This window comes from Gordonia namibiensis NBRC 108229, assembly GCF_000298235.1.
Lineage (GTDB): Bacteria > Actinomycetota > Actinomycetes > Mycobacteriales > Mycobacteriaceae > Gordonia > Gordonia namibiensis.
The window spans coordinates 17,880-36,870 of record NZ_BAHE01000055.1 but is presented as its reverse complement, the minus strand read 5'-3'; the positions used below and the strand labels follow the sequence as shown (position 1 = coordinate 36,870).

At 67.2% G+C, this 18,991-nt stretch carries 15 protein-coding genes; 9 read left to right on the top strand and 6 right to left on the bottom strand.

From position 1 onward, the window contains the following. Window positions 1–3 precede the first annotated feature (3 nt). The gene (locus GONAM_RS20375; RefSeq protein WP_006868641.1) at window positions 4–2,028 is read right to left on the bottom strand and encodes an OPT family oligopeptide transporter; all 2,025 of its coding nucleotides are present in this window, start codon (window positions 2,026–2,028) and stop codon (window positions 4–6) included. A gap of 207 nt (window positions 2,029–2,235) precedes the next feature. On the opposite strand from GONAM_RS20375, the gene GONAM_RS20370 reads away from it, so the two are divergent. Beyond that, window positions 2,236–2,877 (top strand): TetR/AcrR family transcriptional regulator, encoded by a 642-nt coding sequence (locus GONAM_RS20370; RefSeq protein ID WP_006868640.1) that lies wholly within the window; start codon window positions 2,236–2,238, stop codon window positions 2,875–2,877. A 236-nt stretch (window positions 2,878–3,113) separates the two neighbouring features. On the opposite strand, the gene GONAM_RS20365 is transcribed toward GONAM_RS20370, so the two are convergent. After that, window positions 3,114–4,721: a GMC oxidoreductase gene (locus GONAM_RS20365; RefSeq protein WP_040537081.1), complete on the bottom strand. Its 1,608-nt coding sequence runs from the start codon at window positions 4,719–4,721 to the stop codon at window positions 3,114–3,116. Between the two features lie 537 nt (window positions 4,722–5,258). Between GONAM_RS20365 and GONAM_RS22715 the strand changes: the two genes are divergently transcribed. Beyond that, window positions 5,259–5,519, top strand: a complete 261-nt coding sequence (locus tag GONAM_RS22715) for a hypothetical protein (RefSeq protein WP_157159187.1) — start codon at window positions 5,259–5,261, stop codon at window positions 5,517–5,519. 38 nt (window positions 5,520–5,557) lie between these two features. On the opposite strand, the gene GONAM_RS20360 is transcribed toward GONAM_RS22715, so the two are convergent. Next, entirely contained in the window at window positions 5,558–5,974 is a 417-nt protein-coding gene (locus GONAM_RS20360) for a DUF5313 domain-containing protein (protein ID WP_006868637.1), read from the bottom strand. A gap of 166 nt (window positions 5,975–6,140) precedes the next feature. On the opposite strand from GONAM_RS20360, the gene GONAM_RS20355 reads away from it, so the two are divergent. After that, window positions 6,141–6,653, top strand: coding sequence for a MarR family winged helix-turn-helix transcriptional regulator (locus GONAM_RS20355; RefSeq protein ID WP_006868636.1), 513 nt, complete (start codon window positions 6,141–6,143; stop codon window positions 6,651–6,653). Between the two features lie 260 nt (window positions 6,654–6,913). Next, window positions 6,914–8,605, top strand: coding sequence for an MDR family MFS transporter (locus GONAM_RS20350; protein WP_006868635.1), 1,692 nt, complete (start codon window positions 6,914–6,916; stop codon window positions 8,603–8,605). Here GONAM_RS20350 and GONAM_RS20345 read toward each other — a convergent pair. Beyond that, complete coding sequence (locus GONAM_RS20345; protein ID WP_157159186.1) at window positions 8,600–9,817, bottom strand: DJ-1/PfpI family protein; 1,218 nt, start codon at window positions 9,815–9,817, stop codon at window positions 8,600–8,602. The genes GONAM_RS20350 and GONAM_RS20345 overlap by 6 nt on opposite strands. Before the next feature lie 172 nt (window positions 9,818–9,989). Then, window positions 9,990–10,619, bottom strand: coding sequence for a TetR/AcrR family transcriptional regulator (locus GONAM_RS20340; RefSeq protein ID WP_006868633.1), 630 nt, complete (start codon window positions 10,617–10,619; stop codon window positions 9,990–9,992). 121 nt (window positions 10,620–10,740) lie between these two features. On the opposite strand from GONAM_RS20340, the gene GONAM_RS20335 reads away from it, so the two are divergent. The 3 genes from GONAM_RS20335 (at window position 10,741) to GONAM_RS20325 (ending at window position 15,009) form a co-directional block, all read left to right on the top strand. Continuing rightward, entirely contained in the window at window positions 10,741–11,925 is a 1,185-nt protein-coding gene (locus tag GONAM_RS20335; RefSeq protein WP_006868632.1) for a CaiB/BaiF CoA transferase family protein, read from the top strand. Window positions 11,926–12,026: 101 nt separating this feature from the next. After that, entirely contained in the window at window positions 12,027–13,559 is a 1,533-nt protein-coding gene (locus tag GONAM_RS20330) for a catalase (RefSeq protein WP_006868631.1), read from the top strand. Window positions 13,560–13,713: 154 nt separating this feature from the next. Continuing rightward, entirely contained in the window at window positions 13,714–15,009 is a 1,296-nt protein-coding gene (locus GONAM_RS20325; RefSeq protein ID WP_006868630.1) for a competence/damage-inducible protein A, read from the top strand. Between the two features lie 142 nt (window positions 15,010–15,151). Here the strand turns inward: GONAM_RS20325 and GONAM_RS20320 are convergent, their stop codons facing one another. Beyond that, window positions 15,152–16,798 (bottom strand): acyl-CoA synthetase, encoded by a 1,647-nt coding sequence (locus tag GONAM_RS20320; protein ID WP_006868629.1) that lies wholly within the window; start codon window positions 16,796–16,798, stop codon window positions 15,152–15,154. A 291-nt stretch (window positions 16,799–17,089) separates the two neighbouring features. Between GONAM_RS20320 and GONAM_RS20315 the strand changes: the two genes are divergently transcribed. Together GONAM_RS20315 and GONAM_RS20310 are read left to right on the top strand one after the other, a co-directional pair. Beyond that, the gene (locus tag GONAM_RS20315; protein ID WP_006868628.1) at window positions 17,090–18,076 is read left to right on the top strand and encodes an esterase/lipase family protein; all 987 of its coding nucleotides are present in this window, start codon (window positions 17,090–17,092) and stop codon (window positions 18,074–18,076) included. Then, the gene (locus GONAM_RS20310; RefSeq protein WP_006868627.1) at window positions 18,073–18,930 is read left to right on the top strand and encodes an oxygenase MpaB family protein; all 858 of its coding nucleotides are present in this window, start codon (window positions 18,073–18,075) and stop codon (window positions 18,928–18,930) included. The genes GONAM_RS20315 and GONAM_RS20310 overlap by 4 nt, the downstream gene beginning before the upstream one ends. The last annotated feature ends 61 nt before the right edge of the window (window positions 18,931–18,991 follow it).

The window sequence follows — 18,991 nt, the reverse complement described above, 5'->3', positions numbered from 1 at the left end:
GCCTCAGCCCTTCGGGTCGGTCTTGGGGGCGTCGTCGGCGCCGGCGACAGCCGTGTCGGGGACGGTGCCGCTGGCGGCGGCGAGCTTGGCGATGCGGTCGTAGAGCAGGGCGATCACGCCGGCGAACACGATGACCCCGAGGATCTGCGCCCAGGTCTCGAAGCCGTCGCCGACGATGGCCAGTACGGAGTCGTCGCCGGTCGCGGCGACGATGCCCGCGAAGACCACACCGAAGAGTGCCTCACCGACGATCAGGCCGGTCGCGAGCAGCACACCCATGCGCTTCTTGTGTTCGACTGCGCCGCCGCTGCGTTCGGCCCACCGGTTGTAGAAGTGCCCGAGAAAGGCGCCCACCGGGATGATGAGGGTGACCGACATCGGCAGGTACATGCCCATGCCCACCGCGAGCGGCGGCAGCCGGAACTTGCCCGCACGACCCAGCAGTTCGTCGATGAGGATGACGACCGCGCCGATGAGGGCGCCGAGTCCGATGAGGCCCCAGTTGAGATCGGCGCCGAGCACACCCTTGGCGAGGGTGGACAGCAGGCCCGCCTGCGGTGCGGCCAGCGCGTCGGGGCCGGCACCGGGGGCGCCGACGAAGCCGAACACGTCGTACATGAGGCCGAGGATCGGCGGAATGATGGCCGAACCGAAGAGCACACCGATCACCAACGCCACCTGCTGTTTCCACGGGGTCGCGCCGACCAGCTGACCGGTCTTGAGGTCCTGCAGGTTGTCATTGGAGATCGTCGCGACGCCGAAGACCACCGCGGCCGTGAACAGTGTGTAGGCGATCAGGGCGTCGGTCTGGGAGGAGTCGGCGCCGCCGAAGGTCGCCTTGATGAGGATCGCGGCGATGAGGACCACCAGGATGCCGACGCCAGAGATCGGGGAGTTCGACGAGCCGATGAGGCCGGCCATGTAGCCGCAGACCGCCGCCACCGCGAGACCGATGACGAAGACGAACACGATGCTCACCGCGATGATCCCGGCGGCGCTGCCCTCGAGGACGGTGTCGTGCACGAAGTCCCACAACAGCAGACCGATCGGGATGAGCAGCACCAGAATGCTGCCGCCGACGATGTTGAAGGGGATGTCGCGCTCGGTGATGTCCACGGTCTGGCCCTCGCGCCGTGACCGCGACGAGGCGAGTGAACCCTTGATCCCGCGGGCGATCGGGCCCATGACCTTGATCAGGGTCCAGATCGCGGCGATCGCGATGGCGCCCGCACCGATGAGGCGGACGTCGTTGGCGAAGACCCCCGAGACCACGTCGCTGAGCGACTCCCCGGCCTCACCCTGGTTCTGGCTCTGGATCGGCAGCAGCACACCGTAGGAGATGAGCAGTCCGACGAGCATCGCCACACCGACGGTGACGCCGACGAGGTGCCCGATGCCGATGAGCGACATCGACAGTCCGGCGGTGAACAGGGTGCCGCCCGCGCCGATCTTGATGGTTGTGGCGATCGAGTCGCTCAGGACCTTCAGCTTCGTCAGCAGGGCGAATCCCGCCGAGGCGATCGAACCGATGACGATGGTGCGCAACCCGGCCTTGTTCTCCGTGGCACCGCCGGCCGAGTCACCGACCTTCAGGACCTCGGCTGCCGCAACGCCTTCGGGGTAGGGCAGGTCCGATCCCGTGACCAGCGCCCGGCGCAGTGGGATCGAGTACATGACGCCGAGGATGCCGCCGATCGCGCAGACGGCGACCGTGATCCAGTACGGGAATCCCGTCCACCACCCGATCATCACCAGACCGGGGATCACGAAGATGATCGCCGACAACGTGCCGGCCGCGGACGCGATCGTCTGAACGATGTTGTTCTCCACCACCGAGTGGTTGGCGAAGTACCGCAGGATGCTCATCGAGATCACCGCCGCCGGGATGGCGGTGGCGAAGGTGAGACCGACCTTGAGCCCGAGATAGACGTTGGCCGCGGTGAAGACGAGAGTGATGACCCCGCCGAGGATGACTCCTCGGAGCGTCAGTTCTCGCAGACTTGTCGTGGCCGTGGGCGTCGTCGCCATCAGGTCCCCTCACACAGGTCGTGAACGGCCCTCCGCATCAGAACGCGGACCGGATTCACTTGAGTACAGTCGATCCACCTTAGGACCGGGTGGCCTGACCGACGCAAACCTGGTCCCTCCGCGAAGGTCGGCGCGCGCGTCGAATGCGGCGGTGACAGGTCGCGATCCCGGCGCCGGACGACGACCACGGTAGGGCATCATCTACCCATGACCGATGGGAAGACCGAGCAGTCTGCCCGTACCCGCCTGGCGCTGATCGGCGCGGCGGAGGAGTTGATCGCGCTACACGGCGTGTCCGCGGTCTCCAGCAGGCAGATCAGCAAAGCTGCCGGTCAGGGCAACAACTACGCGGTCGGACATCACTTCGGTTCCAAGGACGACCTGATCCGGGCCACCCTCGACAAACACAACGCCAGCATCGATCGACTGCGTCAGAAGGCACTCGACGCGATCGCGTCGGACCCGCAGGTCCGCGACTGGATCCGTTGCCTGGTGTGCCCCGAGATCGAGTATCTCGGCGGGCTCGGTGCACCGACCTACTTCGCCCGGTTTTTCGCGAACGTGTCCAGCGACCCGGCGACCACCATCCTGTTGTACGAGAAGATGGGCGAGTCCGAGCCGCTGCTGGCAATCCTCGAGGGCTTGTACGGCGCACTGCCGGAGTTTCCCGCTCCCGTCCTCGAGATGCGCAACAACATGACGCGCCACATCATCGTGAACACGCTGGCCGACATCGAGCGCGCCGCCGAGTCCCGTGATCACCCGGTCACGCCCTGGCAGCAGCAGTGCGAGATCGTCGTCGACGCCCTCACCGGGATGTGGCTCGCCCCGACCACCGCCGCCCCCTGAGGCCGCAGTGTGAACCGCTGCTGAGAACCACCCCCGAAATACACCCTGCGCAGCGACGTCGCGGACATGGTGTCATCGGACGGGCCCTGGAGGGCGGACTCCAGGGGCGGATCTCAGGCGGCAGACCGCCGCCCCCTGAGGTGCGAGCGAAGCGAGCCACCCGACGCTCCCTGAGGTGCGAGCGAAGCGAGCCACCCGACGCTCCCTGAGGTGCGAGCGAAGCGAGCCACGAAGGGTCAGACCGTGACCCCCACGTCTTTTGCGACGATGCGGTCGAGCGCGCGTTCGGCGACCGCGGCGATGGTCATCGACGGGTTGCACGCCGCGGTCGTGCCCGGCATGAGCGCACCGTCGAGAACGTAGAGTCCGGGCTGTCCCTTGACCCGCCCCTCGAGGTCGCAGACCGTACCCATGTTGGCGCCGCCGAGTGCATGCCAGGTCGACGGGAAGAAGGCGTTGGTGTCGGTGAGGATCGCGTCGGGTCCGGCGATCTTCCGGACCGCGCCGTCGATGTGTTTGGTCTGGATCTCCGAGTCGCCCTCGTGCGGCCACTTGATGATCGCGTCGCCGGCCGTCGAGTCGTAGGAGATGACGCCGCGTCCCGGGCTGACACCGAAGCCGACCAGCATTGTGGTTCTGGCGGAGACCGGCATCGGGGGGATCGATGCCTGGACGACGGTGAACGCACTCTTCGGGTCGCTCCAGTTGGGACTGCCGTACACGACCGGACCGCCCTGCACCGTGCCGAAGTCGATGCTCGGGCTCGTCCACGTGTAGATGCGGTCGGCGTTGGTCCCCCAGCCTCGACCGAGGTCGTCGGGCAGGTCGGTGATCGTGCCCGCCTCGCGGGCGCGCACGAGCAATTTGGTGGTGTTCACGCTGCCCGCCGCCATGATGAGCGTCTGGGTGATGATCTCCTTGTGTTCCAGCACCTTTCCGGTCTCGTCGGTGCGTTCGACGTCGAGGTACCACTTGCCGTCCTTGCGCCTGCCGACCTGCCGGACGGTGTGCAGCGTCCGCACGGTCACGAGCCCGGTCGCCTCGGCCTGCTTGATGTAGGTGACGTCGACGCTGTGCTTGCCGCCGTTGTTCACACCGATGGCACCGTCACCGTTGGTGTACGACGGCTTCATCTCACCGCGGAGTTCCGCCTCGGCGTATCCCCAGTCGATGGGCATCGGAATCTTCTGCAACGGGAGCCCCACGGCCCGAACCCGTTTCGCGAACTGTCGCGGCGCCAGGTACTGCGGCGACCGCACGACCGAGTCGGGCGCGACCGCAACCTTGAGCATCTTCGCGACCCGCGGATAGTGCACGCGGTTCATCAGCTCCCAGTCGAGAGCGTTGGGGAAGTGCTCGTTGAAGACCGCCTCGCTCGGTTGCAGTGTCATTCCCTGATAGACCAGCGATCCGCCGCCGAGCCCCGCGGGACACAGCGCCGTCATGTTCGCTCCCGCAACCGATTCGAACAATCCCACATAAGGTTCGACGCTCAGCGGCTTGCCGAACAGATTCGGGGTGGACTCGTGCCACAGCATGCGCTTGTCGGGGTTCAGCGCCCGCGGGAAGGTCTCCGAGTTCGGCCCGGTCGGCCACCGCTTGCCCCGCTCGAGCATCAGGACCGGCACACCGGCCTGCGCGAGACGGAGGGCGGAGACGCCTCCGCCGAAACCCGAGCCGACGACCACCACCCGATGTTCTTCTCGAGTGCGCCGGACTCGGCGGGCCGGCGCCGCCGACGCCGCAGTTCCGTTCGCGGACACAGCAACCGCGCTCGCAGCGCCGGCCGCGGTGACCGCCGCGGCCTTGAGGAAGGTACGTCTGGTCGGTAACGCCCCGGTCATGGATCTCCTGTCGTCGGTGCACGAGAAGATCCCGCACACGCATGCACTGAGGGAACTCACGGCACTCTCGACCGCGAGAGGGAGAAGACGACGCCTGCGAATTGCAGCCGCCCGAAGCAGAATTCGGCATGAACACAGCCCTGTCAAGGGCTACAACGGATTTCGGTCCTCGTCCTGGCCAGCAGCCTGTGCGGCTTGACAGATCCTCAGTCATATGACTGAATCGATGGCAGGCGGGTCTGCACCACAGACCCACACAAGACGATCGACCGGGGCCGGTCTTTCCGAGCAGGGCCGCCGATCCGGCCCGCTCTTCTGATGCGTCGCCTCGGTCACGGCGTACTGAGGGGTGCACGCCGTGGCCGGGTGACGCGCGCCGATTCTGTTGCCCGTGTTCACAGTTGGGATGACCCGCCCACTGGGCGTCGACGTTGCAGTGCAGATCGAGTGGCGGCCTTCGGCACTCAACCTGCACTCTGCAGAACTGGGTAGATCGCCCCGCCGCGTGAGCAACCGGGCACCGACTCGAGCTTCCTCGTGTCAGGTCAACACGAGGTGGCGGGGGCCGGCTCGTACACCTGGCCGGAGCGAACACTCCCCGACGGCAACTATCAGCTCTTCTGGGGATGCACCGCCCCGGATTCCACATCTGGACGCAGCACCTGGGGCACCGCACCGTTCCTACCCACCGACGAGTTCCCGAACGAAGCCCCGACGGCGACACCGGCGACTGTGGGCGCGGGACCATCGGCCCCCGAATGCACCGGTAGCCTCTGCCTCCCGGGGATCATCGACTGAGGTCGACGGTCACCCCACCGGCGGCGTGAGAGCCGGAATCAGCGACGACGATTCTCGCCGCGGTACTTGCGGTGGTACTCGTCGTAGAGGTCGGAGTTCTTCTCGCGCTCGAGCCGGTTGACCAGGTCGGGGTTGAGCCCGTGCTGGGCCAGCCGGTGCCGGCGGTAGACGCGGTTCAGCGCGATCGAGAAGAAGAGATAGGCGATGAGGATCGGCGCGGTCATGGTGAACCGGACGCCCCAGTCCGCCGGGACGAAGAGCATCGGGAGCAGGATGATGATGCACGGGATCGCCCAGCGCACGACCATGCGCGCCGAGGCCCCCGGCCCTGCGAGGTCGTTCTCGACCCAGGCGGTCATCGACTTCGGCAGAGGCGCCCAGTAGCAGTACTTGACGTACTGGGCGGCGTTCGGGGTGGTGCGTTCAGTCGTGCTCACTCTTCGATCGTGCACCATCGGGGAGGCCGTCTCCAAAGAGGTTGACGCAGGCCACACTCCACGCGACCGGTCCGTGCGCGGACAGAGCGCGGCAAATCAGACATGGCTGCGTGTGCCCGAGCACGTCGCGGTCGGTAGTCTGACCGCGACTCGGCACAGCGAATCGGCGAAAGGACTCCGCGACATGAGCTCGGATCCGACCCCCGTCGCAACCCCGGCTCCGATCGATCCCGACGCCATCGGGGGCCTCGAAGCCGAGCTGACCGACTTCTGGCGCCGCGGCCGCATCCGGACGCGTCTGCGTGCTCGCGAGATCGACTCCCGCCTCGATCCGTCGTGCTATCCACTCATCTCTGTGCTCGCCCGCCACAACTCGATGCCGATGTCCGACCTGGTGAGCGCCGTCGGCATGGAGAAGTCGACGGTCACGCGGCAGATCGACGCGGTCGTGCGCCTCGGGTTGGCCGAGCGGCACCCCGACCCTCGTGACGCGCGGGCCCGCGTCGTCACGTTGACCGATCACGGGCGCGAACGGGTCGACGCCGTCCTCGCCTCGGCGGTCGCCGAGTGGCGCGCCCGGCTGGCCCAGTGGGACCCCGAGGACATCCGCACCCTCACGCGCCTGCTCCATCGACTCGGCGAGGCGACCAACGATCCGACCGTCGACCCGGAGTCCTCCGCCGACCCTGAGTCCTGACGTCGACCACGGGTCGGGCAGGCACCAGAGTCCGGGCACCCGGGGGAATAACTCGGTTAGTTGCGCGTTACACCTTTCACGCCCTATAGTTGCAGCATTCAACTAAACGGGCGGCGGCCCATGCCGGACCCCCGTTTCCACCAGCCCTTTCCCGGCACCTGTGTCCACGAGGTCGACGAGCCCTTTTCGTCGACGATCTGTGGTCGCCGCCATCCGGCTCCGTCCACACGGCGCACGCTCGACCCCGGAGGTACCCCCGTATGACAACGTCCCCACCACACGTGGAACCCGTCGACGCACCGATGACCCACAAGCAGCGCATCAACGCGCTGATCGGTCTGCTGCTCGGCATGTTCGTCGCCCTGACGTCGGCCACGATCGTGTCGAACGCGCTGCCGACGATCATCACCCAGCTTCACGGCACCCAGGATCAGTACACCTGGGTCGTCACGGCGACCCTGCTCGCCTCGACAGCCGCCACCCCGATCTGGGGCAAGCTGTCCGACGTCTTCAGCAAGAAACTCCTCGTCCAGCTGTCGCTGGGCGTGTTCACGATCGGCTCGATGCTCGCCGGTCTGTCGACGTCGGTCTCGATGCTGATCGGCTTCCGCGTGATCCAGGGCCTCGGCCTCGGCGGCATGCAGTCGCTGGTCATGATCGTCATCGCGTCGATGTTCAGCCCGCGTGAGCGCGGCCGCTACCAGGGAGCCATCGCCGGCGTCATGTCGATCGCGACCGTCGCCGGACCGCTGATGGGCGGCGTCATCGTCGACACGAGCTGGCTCGGTTGGCGCTGGACGTTCTACGTGTGCGTCCCGCTGGCCGTCATCGCGATGATCGTCGTGCAGCGCACCCTGAACCTCCCGGTCGTCCGGCGCAAGGTCTACATCGACTACGCCGGCGCCCTGCTGATCTCGGGCGGCGTCAGCGTCATCCTCATCTGGGTCACCCTCGCCGGCAAGAACTTCGACTGGGTCTCGGCCACGTCGTTCGGTCTGGTCGCCCTCGGGCTCGCACTGCTCGCCGTCGCGATCTGGGCCGAGTCCAGGGCCAAGGACCCGATCATCCCGCTGCACCTGTTCAAGGAACGTACGACCACCCTCGCGACCATCGCCAGCATCGCGGTCGGCGTGGCCCTGTTCGGTGGCGCGGTGTTCTTGGGCCAGTACTTCCAGATCGCCCGCGGTTACTCGCCCACCGCAGCCGGCCTGCTGACCCTCCCGATGGTCTTCGGCTCGGTGGTCTCGGCGACCCTCTCCGGACGCCTCATCACCAAGTACGGCCGCTGGAAGAACTACCTGCTCGCCGGTTCGATCGTGATGGCGATCGGCTTCGGGCTCCTGGCGACGATCGACGCCCACACCAACATGGCGGTCCTCAGCGGTTACCTGTTCGCCCTGGGACTCGGCATGGGTATGACCATGCAGAACCTGGTGCTCGCGGTGCAGAACACCGTGGAGCCGAAGAACCTCGGCGCGGCCACCTCGACCGTGACCTTCTTCCGCTCACTCGGTGGCGCGGCCGGCGTCTCCGTGCTCGGAGCGGTGCTGTCGAACCACGTCACCGACCTCATCGGTCAGGGCCTGCGTGCGATCGGCATCACCCAGTCCGGCTCCGGCGGTGCGGGCCTGTCGAACCTCAACGAACTGCCCGCACCCATCGCGGCGATCGTTCGCGGCGCGTACGGGGACGGCACGGCCCGGATCTTCCTGGTCTCGATGGCGATGGCGATCGTCGGCACGATCGCAGTGCTGTTCATCAAGGAGGTCGCCCTCAACACCCTGACCGGTGAAGAGCAGCGACTCGCAGCCGAGGCGACCGCGGCGACGACCGACGAGGAGTTCGCACAGGTCATCGCCGGCGAGACGGTCGTCGACTCCGGTGTCGACGCCGACCTCGACCGGCGGGCGCTCGCCGACCCGGCACTGGAGCCCGTCGACCGCAGGTCATGACTCCCGCCCGCGACGTCGCACAGCGGCGATCGTGACGCGGGACAACTGAACGAGACCGATCGCGGCCGCCACCAAGGCGGCCGCGATCGCCGTCTGGGCCCAGGGCCACGACGACACCCCGTCTCGACCGGACCCCGGATCGTCCACCGGATACTGCAGACTCTTGGCCACCCAGGTCGCCGTCGCGCGGTCGTAGTGGACCGCGATGTCGTCGATGACCGGCTCGAAGGCGAAACGGTCGCCGGAGTGCAGGTACGTCGGGTCGGGCCCGGACGGAGCGGCCTCGGCGATCCGCGTGCGGGCGGCCTCGTCGCCGGGCACGAGCAGCCGGTCCACCTGCCCGGCCTCATCCGCCGCCGCCTCTGGCACGACGGTGACACCGTGTTGCGAGACGACGGGCTGCCCGCCGACGGTCGACGTGGTCATCGTCGCGAGCCAGGACAGCTCGGTGTACGGCCGATAGGTGGAAGCCAACTCGATCTCGCCCACTCCGTCGGTCACCAACACAGTGTTGTGTGGGGGATCCCATCGATAGGCGGCGCTGAGGGCGAACGGGAGATCAGCGGGACCCAGCCCCGTCGTGTCGATCTCCACCGGTGCGCCCGAACCGTATCCCTTCCAGTGGATCTCGTCGGCGATCCGACGTAACTGGTCCCCGGCACCGAGGCGTTCGACCACGCGCATCGCACCGTCGATCCCGGAGAGCACCCCCGCCGTGGTCATGATCCGCCCATCCTCGACGAACCGCACGCCGTCGACCCAGTCGACTTGCCGATGGTCGCGGCGCACACCGATCAGCTTGAGCCAGTGCGTGGTCGCCCGTCGCCCGTCGAGCATTCCGGCCGCTGCGAGGTATTCCGCCCCCACGCAGACACTCATGACGAGCGATTTCGGTTTCCGTTCGAAAATTTCTGTCACCCAGCGCATCTCGTCGTCGATGTTCCCGTGCAGCTGTGGGACGACGACGACGTCGGGTCCGCCGCCGGTCATCGTGTCGATCTCGGCGAACGTGTGCTGGGGCAGCACGGTCAGCCCGCCGCCGAGTGTGATCGGCTCGGGTTCATCGGCGACCAGGAAGACATTCACCGCACCGGACCGGGCGAAGACCTCATAGGGCGCAAGCGAATCGGCGACGTTGGTTCCCTCCGCGGCCAGCAGGATCGCGACAGTCGGACGGTCGGGACGGAACTCCGGCGCCCGCTCGGACGCCATCGACACAGTCGCGGGCAGGCCCGGAGGCTCCGGATACACCTGTGATGCAGCATGTTTCGCCGAAGGTAGGCCGACCGCCACCAACACGCCCGTCGCCACCAGTATCGTGACCGCGGTCCAGGCCGCCACACCCACCGAGTGCCGGACCACCCCACCCCTCGTGGTCCGGCGCTCACGACACACCACCTACTGCGTGATCGAGTGCCGACGGAACCGGCGTCCCGGGCGGGGTGACGGTCCCGGCCATCGTCGCGAGGATCAACCGCGGCGCCTCGACGGCGTCGAGCTGGCCGTCGTGAACCGCGGTCGACGCACCGTGGGTCACGTTGTGCAGCAAGGTGACCAGCCACGCGGCGGAGATGTCGTCGCGGAACACGCCCGATCTCTGGCCCCGCTCGAACAGTGTTTCCGCTGCGGCCATCGGTGCCGCGTGGGCCGACGTCAGCGCATCCTGCGGCAGCGATCGCTGAGCCGCGACCACGAGCGCGCCGTGACGGTGGGTCACCGACCATGTGGCGACGACGAGCCGGGCCAGCGCATCGAACGGTTCGCCCTCCTCGAGCCGTGCCTCGGTGATCGCCGCGGTGGTCTCGTTCAGCGCACGGTCGACAACGGCCGACAGCAGCGCGACGCGGTTCTGGAAATGCCCGTACAGGGTCACGCGTCCGACGCCGGCCTCCCTGGCGATGACGGCGACCGAGGCATCGGGATCGCGGGCGAGTACGCGGACGGCGGCGTCGAGTATCGCCTCGACGTTCCGGCGGGCGTCCGCACGCTGACTACGTGTCGGGGTCTCGGCCATGACGGCTCCTTCACCGAGTATCTCGTACAGCTGTGTTCAAGTTAACACAACTCGAACACCTATGTTCGGGTTATTTTCGGTCGCGTTGACGAACCCGACGACCGCAAGGGATCCTGGGCCGGTGAAATCGGACCAGTCGCCCCCGTCGGATTCAGCCCTGCTGCCGCTGGAGGGGATCACCGTCGTCGCCCTCGAGCAGGCCGTCGCCGCCCCCCTGGCCACCCGGCATCTGGCCGACCTGGGTGCGCGGGTCATCAAGGTCGAGCGCGTGGGCGAAGGGGACTTCGCCCGGCAGTACGACTCGGCCGTACGTGGCGGCGCGGGTACGCATTTCGTCTGGCTGAACCGCGGCAAGGAATCGGTCGAACTCGACCTGAAGAGCGAAACCGGCCGCGACGCGATCAAGACCTTGATCGCGGGGGCCGACATCTTCCTGCAGAACCTGGCTCCCGGCGCCGCCGCCCGCCTCGGACTCGGCGCCGACGTCCTCCGCGCCGATCATCCGGAGCTGATCGTCGTCGACATGTCCGGATACGGTGACGCCGGCCCGTTCCGGGACCGCAAGGCCTACGACATGCTGGTTCAGGCCGAGACCGGGCTGATCTCGGTGACCGGGACGCCCGAGGACATGACCAAGACCGGCATCCCGTCCTCCGATATCGCCGCCGGGATGTACGCCCTCACCTCCGTGCTGTCGGCACTGTTCCGCCGCGCCACCACCGGGGTCGGCGCACGGGTGGCGGTGTCGATGTTCGACGCCACGGTCGAGTGGATGGGTCACGCGATGTACATGCGGCTCTACGGCGGCAAACAGATCGCCCGCGTCGGCCTCGGCCACGCGGCGATCGTGCCGTACGACAAGTACCCCACCCAGGACGGGACCATCCTCATCGGAGTCCAGAACGACCGTGGGTGGGACACGCTGACCCGCGTCGTGCTCGACCGCCCCGACCTCGCCGAGGACCCCCGGTACGAGACCAACATCGATCGCGTGTCCCGCCGGGCGGAGGTCGACGCCGTCATCGCGGCGGAGACCAAACGGTTCACCACTGCAGAACTCGACCGCCGCCTCGCCGACGCGGGTGTGCCCGCCGCCGAGATCCGCGACCTCGAGGCCGTGGTTGAGCATCCCCAACTCAGCGAACGCGACCGCTGGCGCGACGTCGACACCGAGGTCGGCCCGATCAAAGCCGTGCTGCCACCGATGACCTTCGACGACATCGAACTCGCGATGGGCCCGGTACCCGCACTCGGCGAACACACCGAAGCGGTGCTCCGCGAGTTCGGCATCGCCGTGGACGAGTAGCCCTGACGGGTGGCCGGTTCGGCGTAGGATCGGCGGGGCAGACCTGCAGCCCTCGGGTCGCGTTTTTTCATGCACGGATACGACGACCTCTCGGAGGCGATATGTCCGACGATTCGCTCTACACAACCCGGGACTCGGGCGCGCCTGCCGGGAGTGACGAACACTCTCTGACGGTGGGCGCCGGAGGACCGATCGTCCTGCACGATCACTACCTGATCGAGCAGATGGCCCAGTTCAACCGCGAACGTATCCCCGAGCGACAGCCACATGCCAAGGGCAGCGGCGCTTTCGGGACGTTCGAGACCACCGAGGACGTTTCGGCCTACACCAGCGCCGCACTGTTCCAGCCCGGCGTGAAGACGGAGATGGTGGCACGGTTCTCGACGGTGGCCGGCGAACGCGGCAGCCCCGACACCTGGCGTGACCCGCGCGGTTTCGCGCTGAAGTTCTACACTTCCGAGGGCATCTACGACATGGTCGGCAACAACACGCCGATCTTCTTCGTGAAGGACCCGATGAAGTTCCAGCACTTCATCCGCTCCCAGAAACGTCGGCAGGACAACAACCTTCGCGACCACGACATGCAGTGGGACTTCTGGACGCTGTCGCCCGAGTCCGCCCACCAGGTCACCTGGCTGATGGGTGATCGAGGCATCCCGAAGACGTGGCGCCACATGAACGGCTACAGCTCGCACACGTATCTGTGGGTCAATGCCGAAGGTGTGAAGCACTGGGTCAAATACCATTTCAAGTCCGACCAGGGCGTGGAGCACCTGACGCAGCACGAGGCCGACCAGATGGCTGCGGCCGACACCGATTTCCACACCCGGGACCTGTTCGAGAACATCGCCGCCGGCAACCATCCGAGCTGGACCCTCAAGGTGCAGCTCATGCCGTTCGACGACGCGGTGAACTACCGGTTCAACCCGTTCGACCTGACCAAGGTCTGGCCGCACGGCGACTACCCGCTGATCGACGTCGGCAAGATGACGCTGCACACCAACCCGGTAGATCACCACACGCAGATCGAGCAGGTGGCCTTCGAGCCGAACAACGTGGTGCCCGGCATCGGGTTCAGCCCCGACCGGATGTTGTTGGGGCGCGTCTTCTCCTACGCCGACGCCCACCGTCACCGTCTCGGCGGCAACTACAAGCAGATCCCGGTCAACGCGCCGAAGAACGAGGTCCACTCGTACTCCAAGGACGGCGCGATGCGCATCCACAACGTCACCGACCCGGTCTACGCACCCAACTCCAAGGGCGGTCCGTCGGCGCTGTATCCCGGTCAGGGCGAACCACAGTGGGCCGCCAACGGTGAGATCCTGCGCAGCGCCTACGTCGACCATCCCGAGGACGACGACTGGGGTCAGGCGGGGACGCTGGTCCGCGAGGTGTTCGACGACGACGCGCGAGAGCGGTTCGTCGACAACGTCGTCGGCCACCTCCTCAACGGTGTGTCCGAACCAGTGCTTCAGCGCGCGTTCGAGTACTGGCACCGCGTCGATCCCGACATCGGTGCCCGCATCAAGTCGGGCGTGACCGAGAAGAAGGACGAGTCGGACCCGAAGGCCGACGACCAGGCCAACCCGGCCCGGTCGTCGATGCAGGAGAAGGCGAAGGCCGAGAAGGCCTGACCTTCACCGCTCCTTCCCGCTCCCTGAGGTGCGAGGAGCGATAGCACGCCCCCCGCTGCGTTCACTCGCACCTCAGGGAGCGGGACCGGCGCATTCGCTCGCACCTCAGGGAGCACCAAGCCGCGGCGCTCAATCCCCGACTAGGCTCTGACCCGTGAGTGTGCGCGCAGGCATCGTGGTGACCGGAACCGAGGTACTGACCGGGCGGATCACCGATCAGAACGGACCGTGGGTGTCCGAGCAACTGCTCTCGCTCGGCGTCGACGTCGCCCACATCACCATCTGCGGGGATCGCCCCGCCGACCTCACCGCGCAGCTGCGCTTCCTCGCCGACCAGCAGGTCGATCTCATCGTCACCAGCGGCGGTCTCGGTCCCACCGCCGACGACCTGACGGTGGCAACGGTCGCCGAGTTCTGCGGTCGCGACCTGCAACTCGACCCGGCTCTCGAGGAGCACATCGCCGCCATCATCCGACGCTGGCGACCCGACGCCGTCGACCTCGACGACGGCCCGACCCGCATCGGCATCCGCAAGCAGGCCCACGTTCCCGCCGGTGCCGTCGCGATACCGCCCACCGGCACGGCGCCGGGCGTCGCCATCCCCGCCTCACCCGGAGAACAACCCCTGCCGGCGATCCTCGTCCTGCCCGGCCCGCCGGGGGAGCTCCAGTCGATGTGGCCGACCGCGATCGCCTCGCCGGCCATCGCCGAGGTGGTGTCCCGGGCCGGCGACCTCAAGCAGGAGACCATCCGGGCCTACGGCCTGCACGAAGCCGAGCTCGCCGAGACCCTGCGCCGTGCCGAAGAAGCGATCCCCGACTTCGACGCTCTCGAGATCACCACCTGCCTGCGACGCGGCGAGCTCGACATGGTCACCCGGTTCGCCGCCGACGACACCGCCACCTACGGCCGGCTGTTGGATCTCCTCACCGAACACCATGGGCGGCAGATCTTCTCGACCGACGGTTCGACCATCGAAGACCAGCTCATCGCTACGCTCGACGGCCGACTCATCGCCACGGCAGAGTCCTGCACCGGTGGACTCGTCGCCGCGCGACTGACCGACCGTCCCGGCTCCTCCGCCTACGTCATGGGTGGCGTCGTCTCGTACTCCAACGACGCGAAGTCCGACCTGATCGACGTCCCCGCCGGATTGATCGCCTCACACGGCGCGGTCAGCGAGGAGGTCGCCGCCGCAATGGCCGAGGGAGCCCTACGCCGTCTCAAGTCCGACGTAGCCGTGTCGACCACCGGGATCGCCGGCCCTGACGGCGGCACCGCGGACAAGCCGGTGGGGACCGTCTGTTTCGGCGTCGCGATCACGGGCCGTCCCACCTACACGGTGACGCGTCGCTTCCCCGGTGACCGGGAACGGGTCCGCTCCCTCACCACCACCGCCGCGCTGCATCTGGTTGTCGCGCAGCTCAAGCGAGACCCCGCCGCCGGCTGACCTCGATACGCGGCGGCCTCGCTGCGCTCGGTCGACGCTACTCGGCCGGCAGCGTGCCGCTGGTTGAGTGGCGAGGAGCTTGCGACGAGCCCATCCCCCGCTGGTTGAGTGGCGAGGAGCTTGCGACGAGCCGTATCGAAACCTACAGCGGTCCCGTCGGCAACTGCCGGCGCACGAGCTTGCCCGTGGGGTTGCGCGGCAACTCGTCGACGAACACCACGTCGCGCGGCACCTTGTACCGGGCAAGATGTGCCTTCACATGCGCCTTGATGTCCTCGGGCGACGGGTTGGCGTGCGGGGCGGCGACGATGAAGGCGCGCAATCGCTTTCCGAACTCGTCGTCGTCCACCCCGATCACCGCGACGTCGTCGATGTCGGGGTGTTCGGCGAGCAGGTTCTCCACCTCGAGTGGGTAGACGTTCTCTCCGCCGGAGACGATCATGTCGTCGTCGCGGCCATCGATGTGCAGCAGTCCGTGCTCGTCGAAGCGCGCCATGTCACCGGTGGACATGTAGCCGTCGATGATTTCTTTGTTGCGTCCGTCGGTGTACCCCTCGAAGGGCGCCCCATTGCGGACGAAAAGCCTTCCGCGGACGTTGGTTCCGGTGATCCGGCGGCCCTCGGCGTCGAACAGGGCGAGTCGGCTGGTGACCGGCGGCCGACCCACCGTGCCCGGGGCAAGCCGCAGTTCCTTCGGTTGCGCCACCGACGCGATCGCCACCTCGGTCGACCCGTAGAGGTTGTAGAGGACGTCACCGAAGGTGTCCTGGACGGCCTCCGAAAGTGTAGGTGACAGAGCCGATCCCGCGATCACGATGATACGCAGCGCGGACGTGTCGTACTTCTTGATGACGTCGGGTCCGAGAGCGACCATGCGGTGGAGCATCGTCGGCACCGCGACCAACACCTCCGCCTTGTGCTCGGCCAGCGCGGCCAGCGTCCTCTCCGGGTCGAACCGCCGCATGACGACGGCCTTGTTCCCGAGAGCGGCGCCCACACCCCAGAGCGCGAAGCCGGTGGAGTGGAAGATGGGCGAGACGATCACCATTGCGCCCCGCTGCGGGAACGGAATCCGGTCGAGAAGCAGTGCGCTGGAGAACGGCGACAACTTGGAACGCTGCGCGCCCTTGGGCAGACCGGTGGTGCCGCTCGTCAGGATCACGAGTCCGGCCCACTCATCCGGCTCCGCGGGCGTGGACGTGTCTCCGTCGGCGACGATGTCGTCGAGGGTACGGACCCCCTCGGGAACCGGACGCTCACCATCGACCCAGGTCACGATCCGTAGCGTCTCGGGAGGGAGGGCGTCGGCGAGGTCGGTGAACTCCTCGTCGTAGAGCATCGCGACGATCTTCTCGCGTTCGGCGACCTCGACGAACTGGGTCTTGCCGAACCCGGTGTTCATCATGGCCAGCCGCACACCGGCCTTCCCCGCGGCGCTCATCGTCGTGAGCAGTCCTCGATGGTCGCGTGCGATCACGCCGATCACCGAGCCTCGCTTCACCCCGGATGCGAGCAGATGGTTGGCCAGTGCGTTCGCGTTCGCATTGATCTCGCCGTAGGTCAGTTCGCCGCGCTCGTCGGCGACCGCACCCGCTTCCGGGTACTCGTCCGCTCCGTGCGCCACCACCGAGGCACAGGGCCCGATGATCTTCGCGCGCTTGACCGTGGTGAGCAGCTCTTTGGGCCGCGTGGGGTCCAGCAGACCCGAACGCTTGAGGACCTTGAATGCGCCGACGGCGTCCTGCACCTGTTCGACGGCGGTTCCGACCGCCCCGGTCACCGAGACCATGTCCACCCACCTTTCGCGGCCGGAGCCGCCAGTCCGAGCCCTCGGGGTCGGCTCGTCGGTGACGCGCTGTTGGTCACGGGCGTCACCATGGCCGATGCAGGTGCCAGAGTAGGGCGACACCCGGCGGGGCATGTCCGGTTCACCGAAATCGACACGGCGTCAACCCGTCCCGGGCTGCAGCCGGGAACCCTTCGGCGACGACCTGCATCGGACCTTGAACCAGTTCACTGATTCGTTGCGCTTCCGCGACAAGTCTGACAACATCTGTCTTCAGATCAAAGGTGGGGGAATATGTTCAGCTTTCGACGGATGACGACGATCGTCACCGCAGCGGTGGTGTGCGCCATGACGGCGGCAACGGGTCTCTCGGGGGCGGGCACGGCCGAGGCCGCGCCGTCGAAGAAATACCCGGTGTCCTGGGACTTCCGGTCCGCGATCCCGAACGTGCTCAACCAGACGCTGGACGCGAACTGGTCTCCACCGGGCGCCAACGATCCGTCGTGCAAGCTGACGAAGGAACGCCCCAACCCGGTGATCCTGCTGAACGCCACCGCCACCACCCAGTGGGCCTACAGTGCCGGCGCCCCGTACCTCGCCAATCGCGGATACTGCGTCTACACGTTCAACTACGGCAACATCACGCCGATCCCGAGCTTCCCCATCCAGGGCCTCGGCGACATCGAGCGGTCGGCCCGCGAGGTGTCACGCAACATCGACCAGATCATGCGCCGCACCGGGGCGAAGAAGGTCGATCTGGTCGGCTGGTCGCAGGGCGGAGGCCTGTTGCCGCACTACTACATCGACTTCCTCGGCGGCGACAAGAAGGTCGACAAGGTCATCGGCATCGCGCCCGGCAACCACGGTTCGACGGGCGACATGCTCACGTACGTACGGTATTTCATCCCACCGTTCGGGCCCGTCGGCTACGACATCTTCAAGGCCCTGTTCCCCGCCTTCGCGCAGCAGGCACAGTATTCGGACCTCGTCGGCAAGGTCTATGGCAACGGCGACACCAAGCCGGGACCGCACTACACGACCATCGTCACCAAGTACGACGAGATCGCGACCCCGTTCACCAACGGCTTCCTCGAGGGCGACAACGTCACGAACATCCTTCTGCAGGACGACTGTCCCGTGGACCTGTCCGAACATCTGTCGATCGCGTTCAGCGAGCGCGCCTGGCGTCACGTGCGCAACGCGTTGACCCCCGCCGAGGCCACCCGCGTACCCTGCTTCCAGGTCGACCCCTTCTACCCCGGAATGAGTGAAGGCCGATGACAGCAGACCCGGTCCCCGACGCGACGATCGACAACTCCGAGATCACGCCTCTCGGACCGGATTCCGTCGCCTGGAAGGTCTTCGGCGACCTCACATTCGTCCTGGGCGCGCCCCGCCGGCTCCTCATCGACGTCGCCCACCCCGTGGTGGCAACCGGTGTGCGCGAATTCTCCGTCTTCGAGACCGACCCGTACGGGCGCGCCGAACGTACCCTCGACATGATCATGGGTGTCGTCTACGGCCGGGACGACGCTCTCGACATGGCGCACCGGTTGCGCGAACGCCACCGCGACATCAAGGGTCAGAACCCCGACGGTTCCCGCTGGAGTTCGCTCAATCCCGAAGCGTTCCACTGGGTTCACGCGAGTCTGGTGCACGGGATCTACACCCAGCAGAAGGAGCTGGGCCGCGGGTGGAAACCCGGCGAGGTCGAGCAGTTCTATCTCGAGATGCGCCGCGTCGGGCGCATGTACGGGGTCCGCAACCAGGACATGCCGGAGAACTGGGACGCATTCTGCACCTGGTTCGACGAGATGACCCGCACCCGACTCGAGCGCTCGGACATGACCGAGCGGGTCTTCGCCGTCGTCAGGTCTCCCAAGCCGCCACCGCACATCCCGGTCCTGCGGCACGCACTCATCTGGAACACCACGGTTCGTCCGGTGGCCGGGTTGGTTCTGGGCACCGTCACCGCGGGACTTCTCACGCCGGAGTTGCGCGAGCTGCTCGGCATCGACTGGGGCACCGGACGTCGTTTCCTCTTCCGCCTGATCTCGCTGCAATCGCGGCTGATCATCCCGCGGCTCCCCAGGGCAGTCCGCATGGTCCCCCACGCCCGCGCCGCCTACCGCTAGGTTTCGATACGGCTCGTCGCCAGCTTCTCGCCTACTCGACCGGCGGCCCCCTCTGCCGGCC

Excerpts from the sequence above, each read along its gene's own strand:
- GONAM_RS20375 (WP_006868641.1), bottom strand. The coding sequence starts at position 2,028 with ATGGCGACGACGCCCACGGCCACGACAAGTCTGCGAGAACTGACGCTC.
- GONAM_RS20370 (WP_006868640.1), top strand. The coding sequence starts at position 2,236 with ATGACCGATGGGAAGACCGAGCAGTCTGCCCGTACCCGCCTGGCGCTG.
- GONAM_RS20365 (WP_040537081.1), bottom strand. The coding sequence starts at position 4,721 with ATGACCGGGGCGTTACCGACCAGACGTACCTTCCTCAAGGCCGCGGCG.
- GONAM_RS20360 (WP_006868637.1), bottom strand. The coding sequence starts at position 5,974 with ATGGTGCACGATCGAAGAGTGAGCACGACTGAACGCACCACCCCGAAC.
- GONAM_RS20355 (WP_006868636.1), top strand. The coding sequence starts at position 6,141 with ATGAGCTCGGATCCGACCCCCGTCGCAACCCCGGCTCCGATCGATCCC.
- GONAM_RS20350 (WP_006868635.1), top strand. The coding sequence starts at position 6,914 with ATGACAACGTCCCCACCACACGTGGAACCCGTCGACGCACCGATGACC.
- GONAM_RS20345 (WP_157159186.1), bottom strand. The coding sequence starts at position 9,817 with ATGGCGTCCGAGCGGGCGCCGGAGTTCCGTCCCGACCGTCCGACTGTC.
- GONAM_RS20340 (WP_006868633.1), bottom strand. The coding sequence starts at position 10,619 with ATGGCCGAGACCCCGACACGTAGTCAGCGTGCGGACGCCCGCCGGAAC.
- GONAM_RS20330 (WP_006868631.1), top strand. The coding sequence starts at position 12,027 with ATGTCCGACGATTCGCTCTACACAACCCGGGACTCGGGCGCGCCTGCC.
- GONAM_RS20320 (WP_006868629.1), bottom strand. The coding sequence starts at position 16,798 with ATGGTCTCGGTGACCGGGGCGGTCGGAACCGCCGTCGAACAGGTGCAG.
- GONAM_RS20315 (WP_006868628.1), top strand. The coding sequence starts at position 17,090 with ATGTTCAGCTTTCGACGGATGACGACGATCGTCACCGCAGCGGTGGTG.
- GONAM_RS20310 (WP_006868627.1), top strand. The coding sequence starts at position 18,073 with ATGACAGCAGACCCGGTCCCCGACGCGACGATCGACAACTCCGAGATC.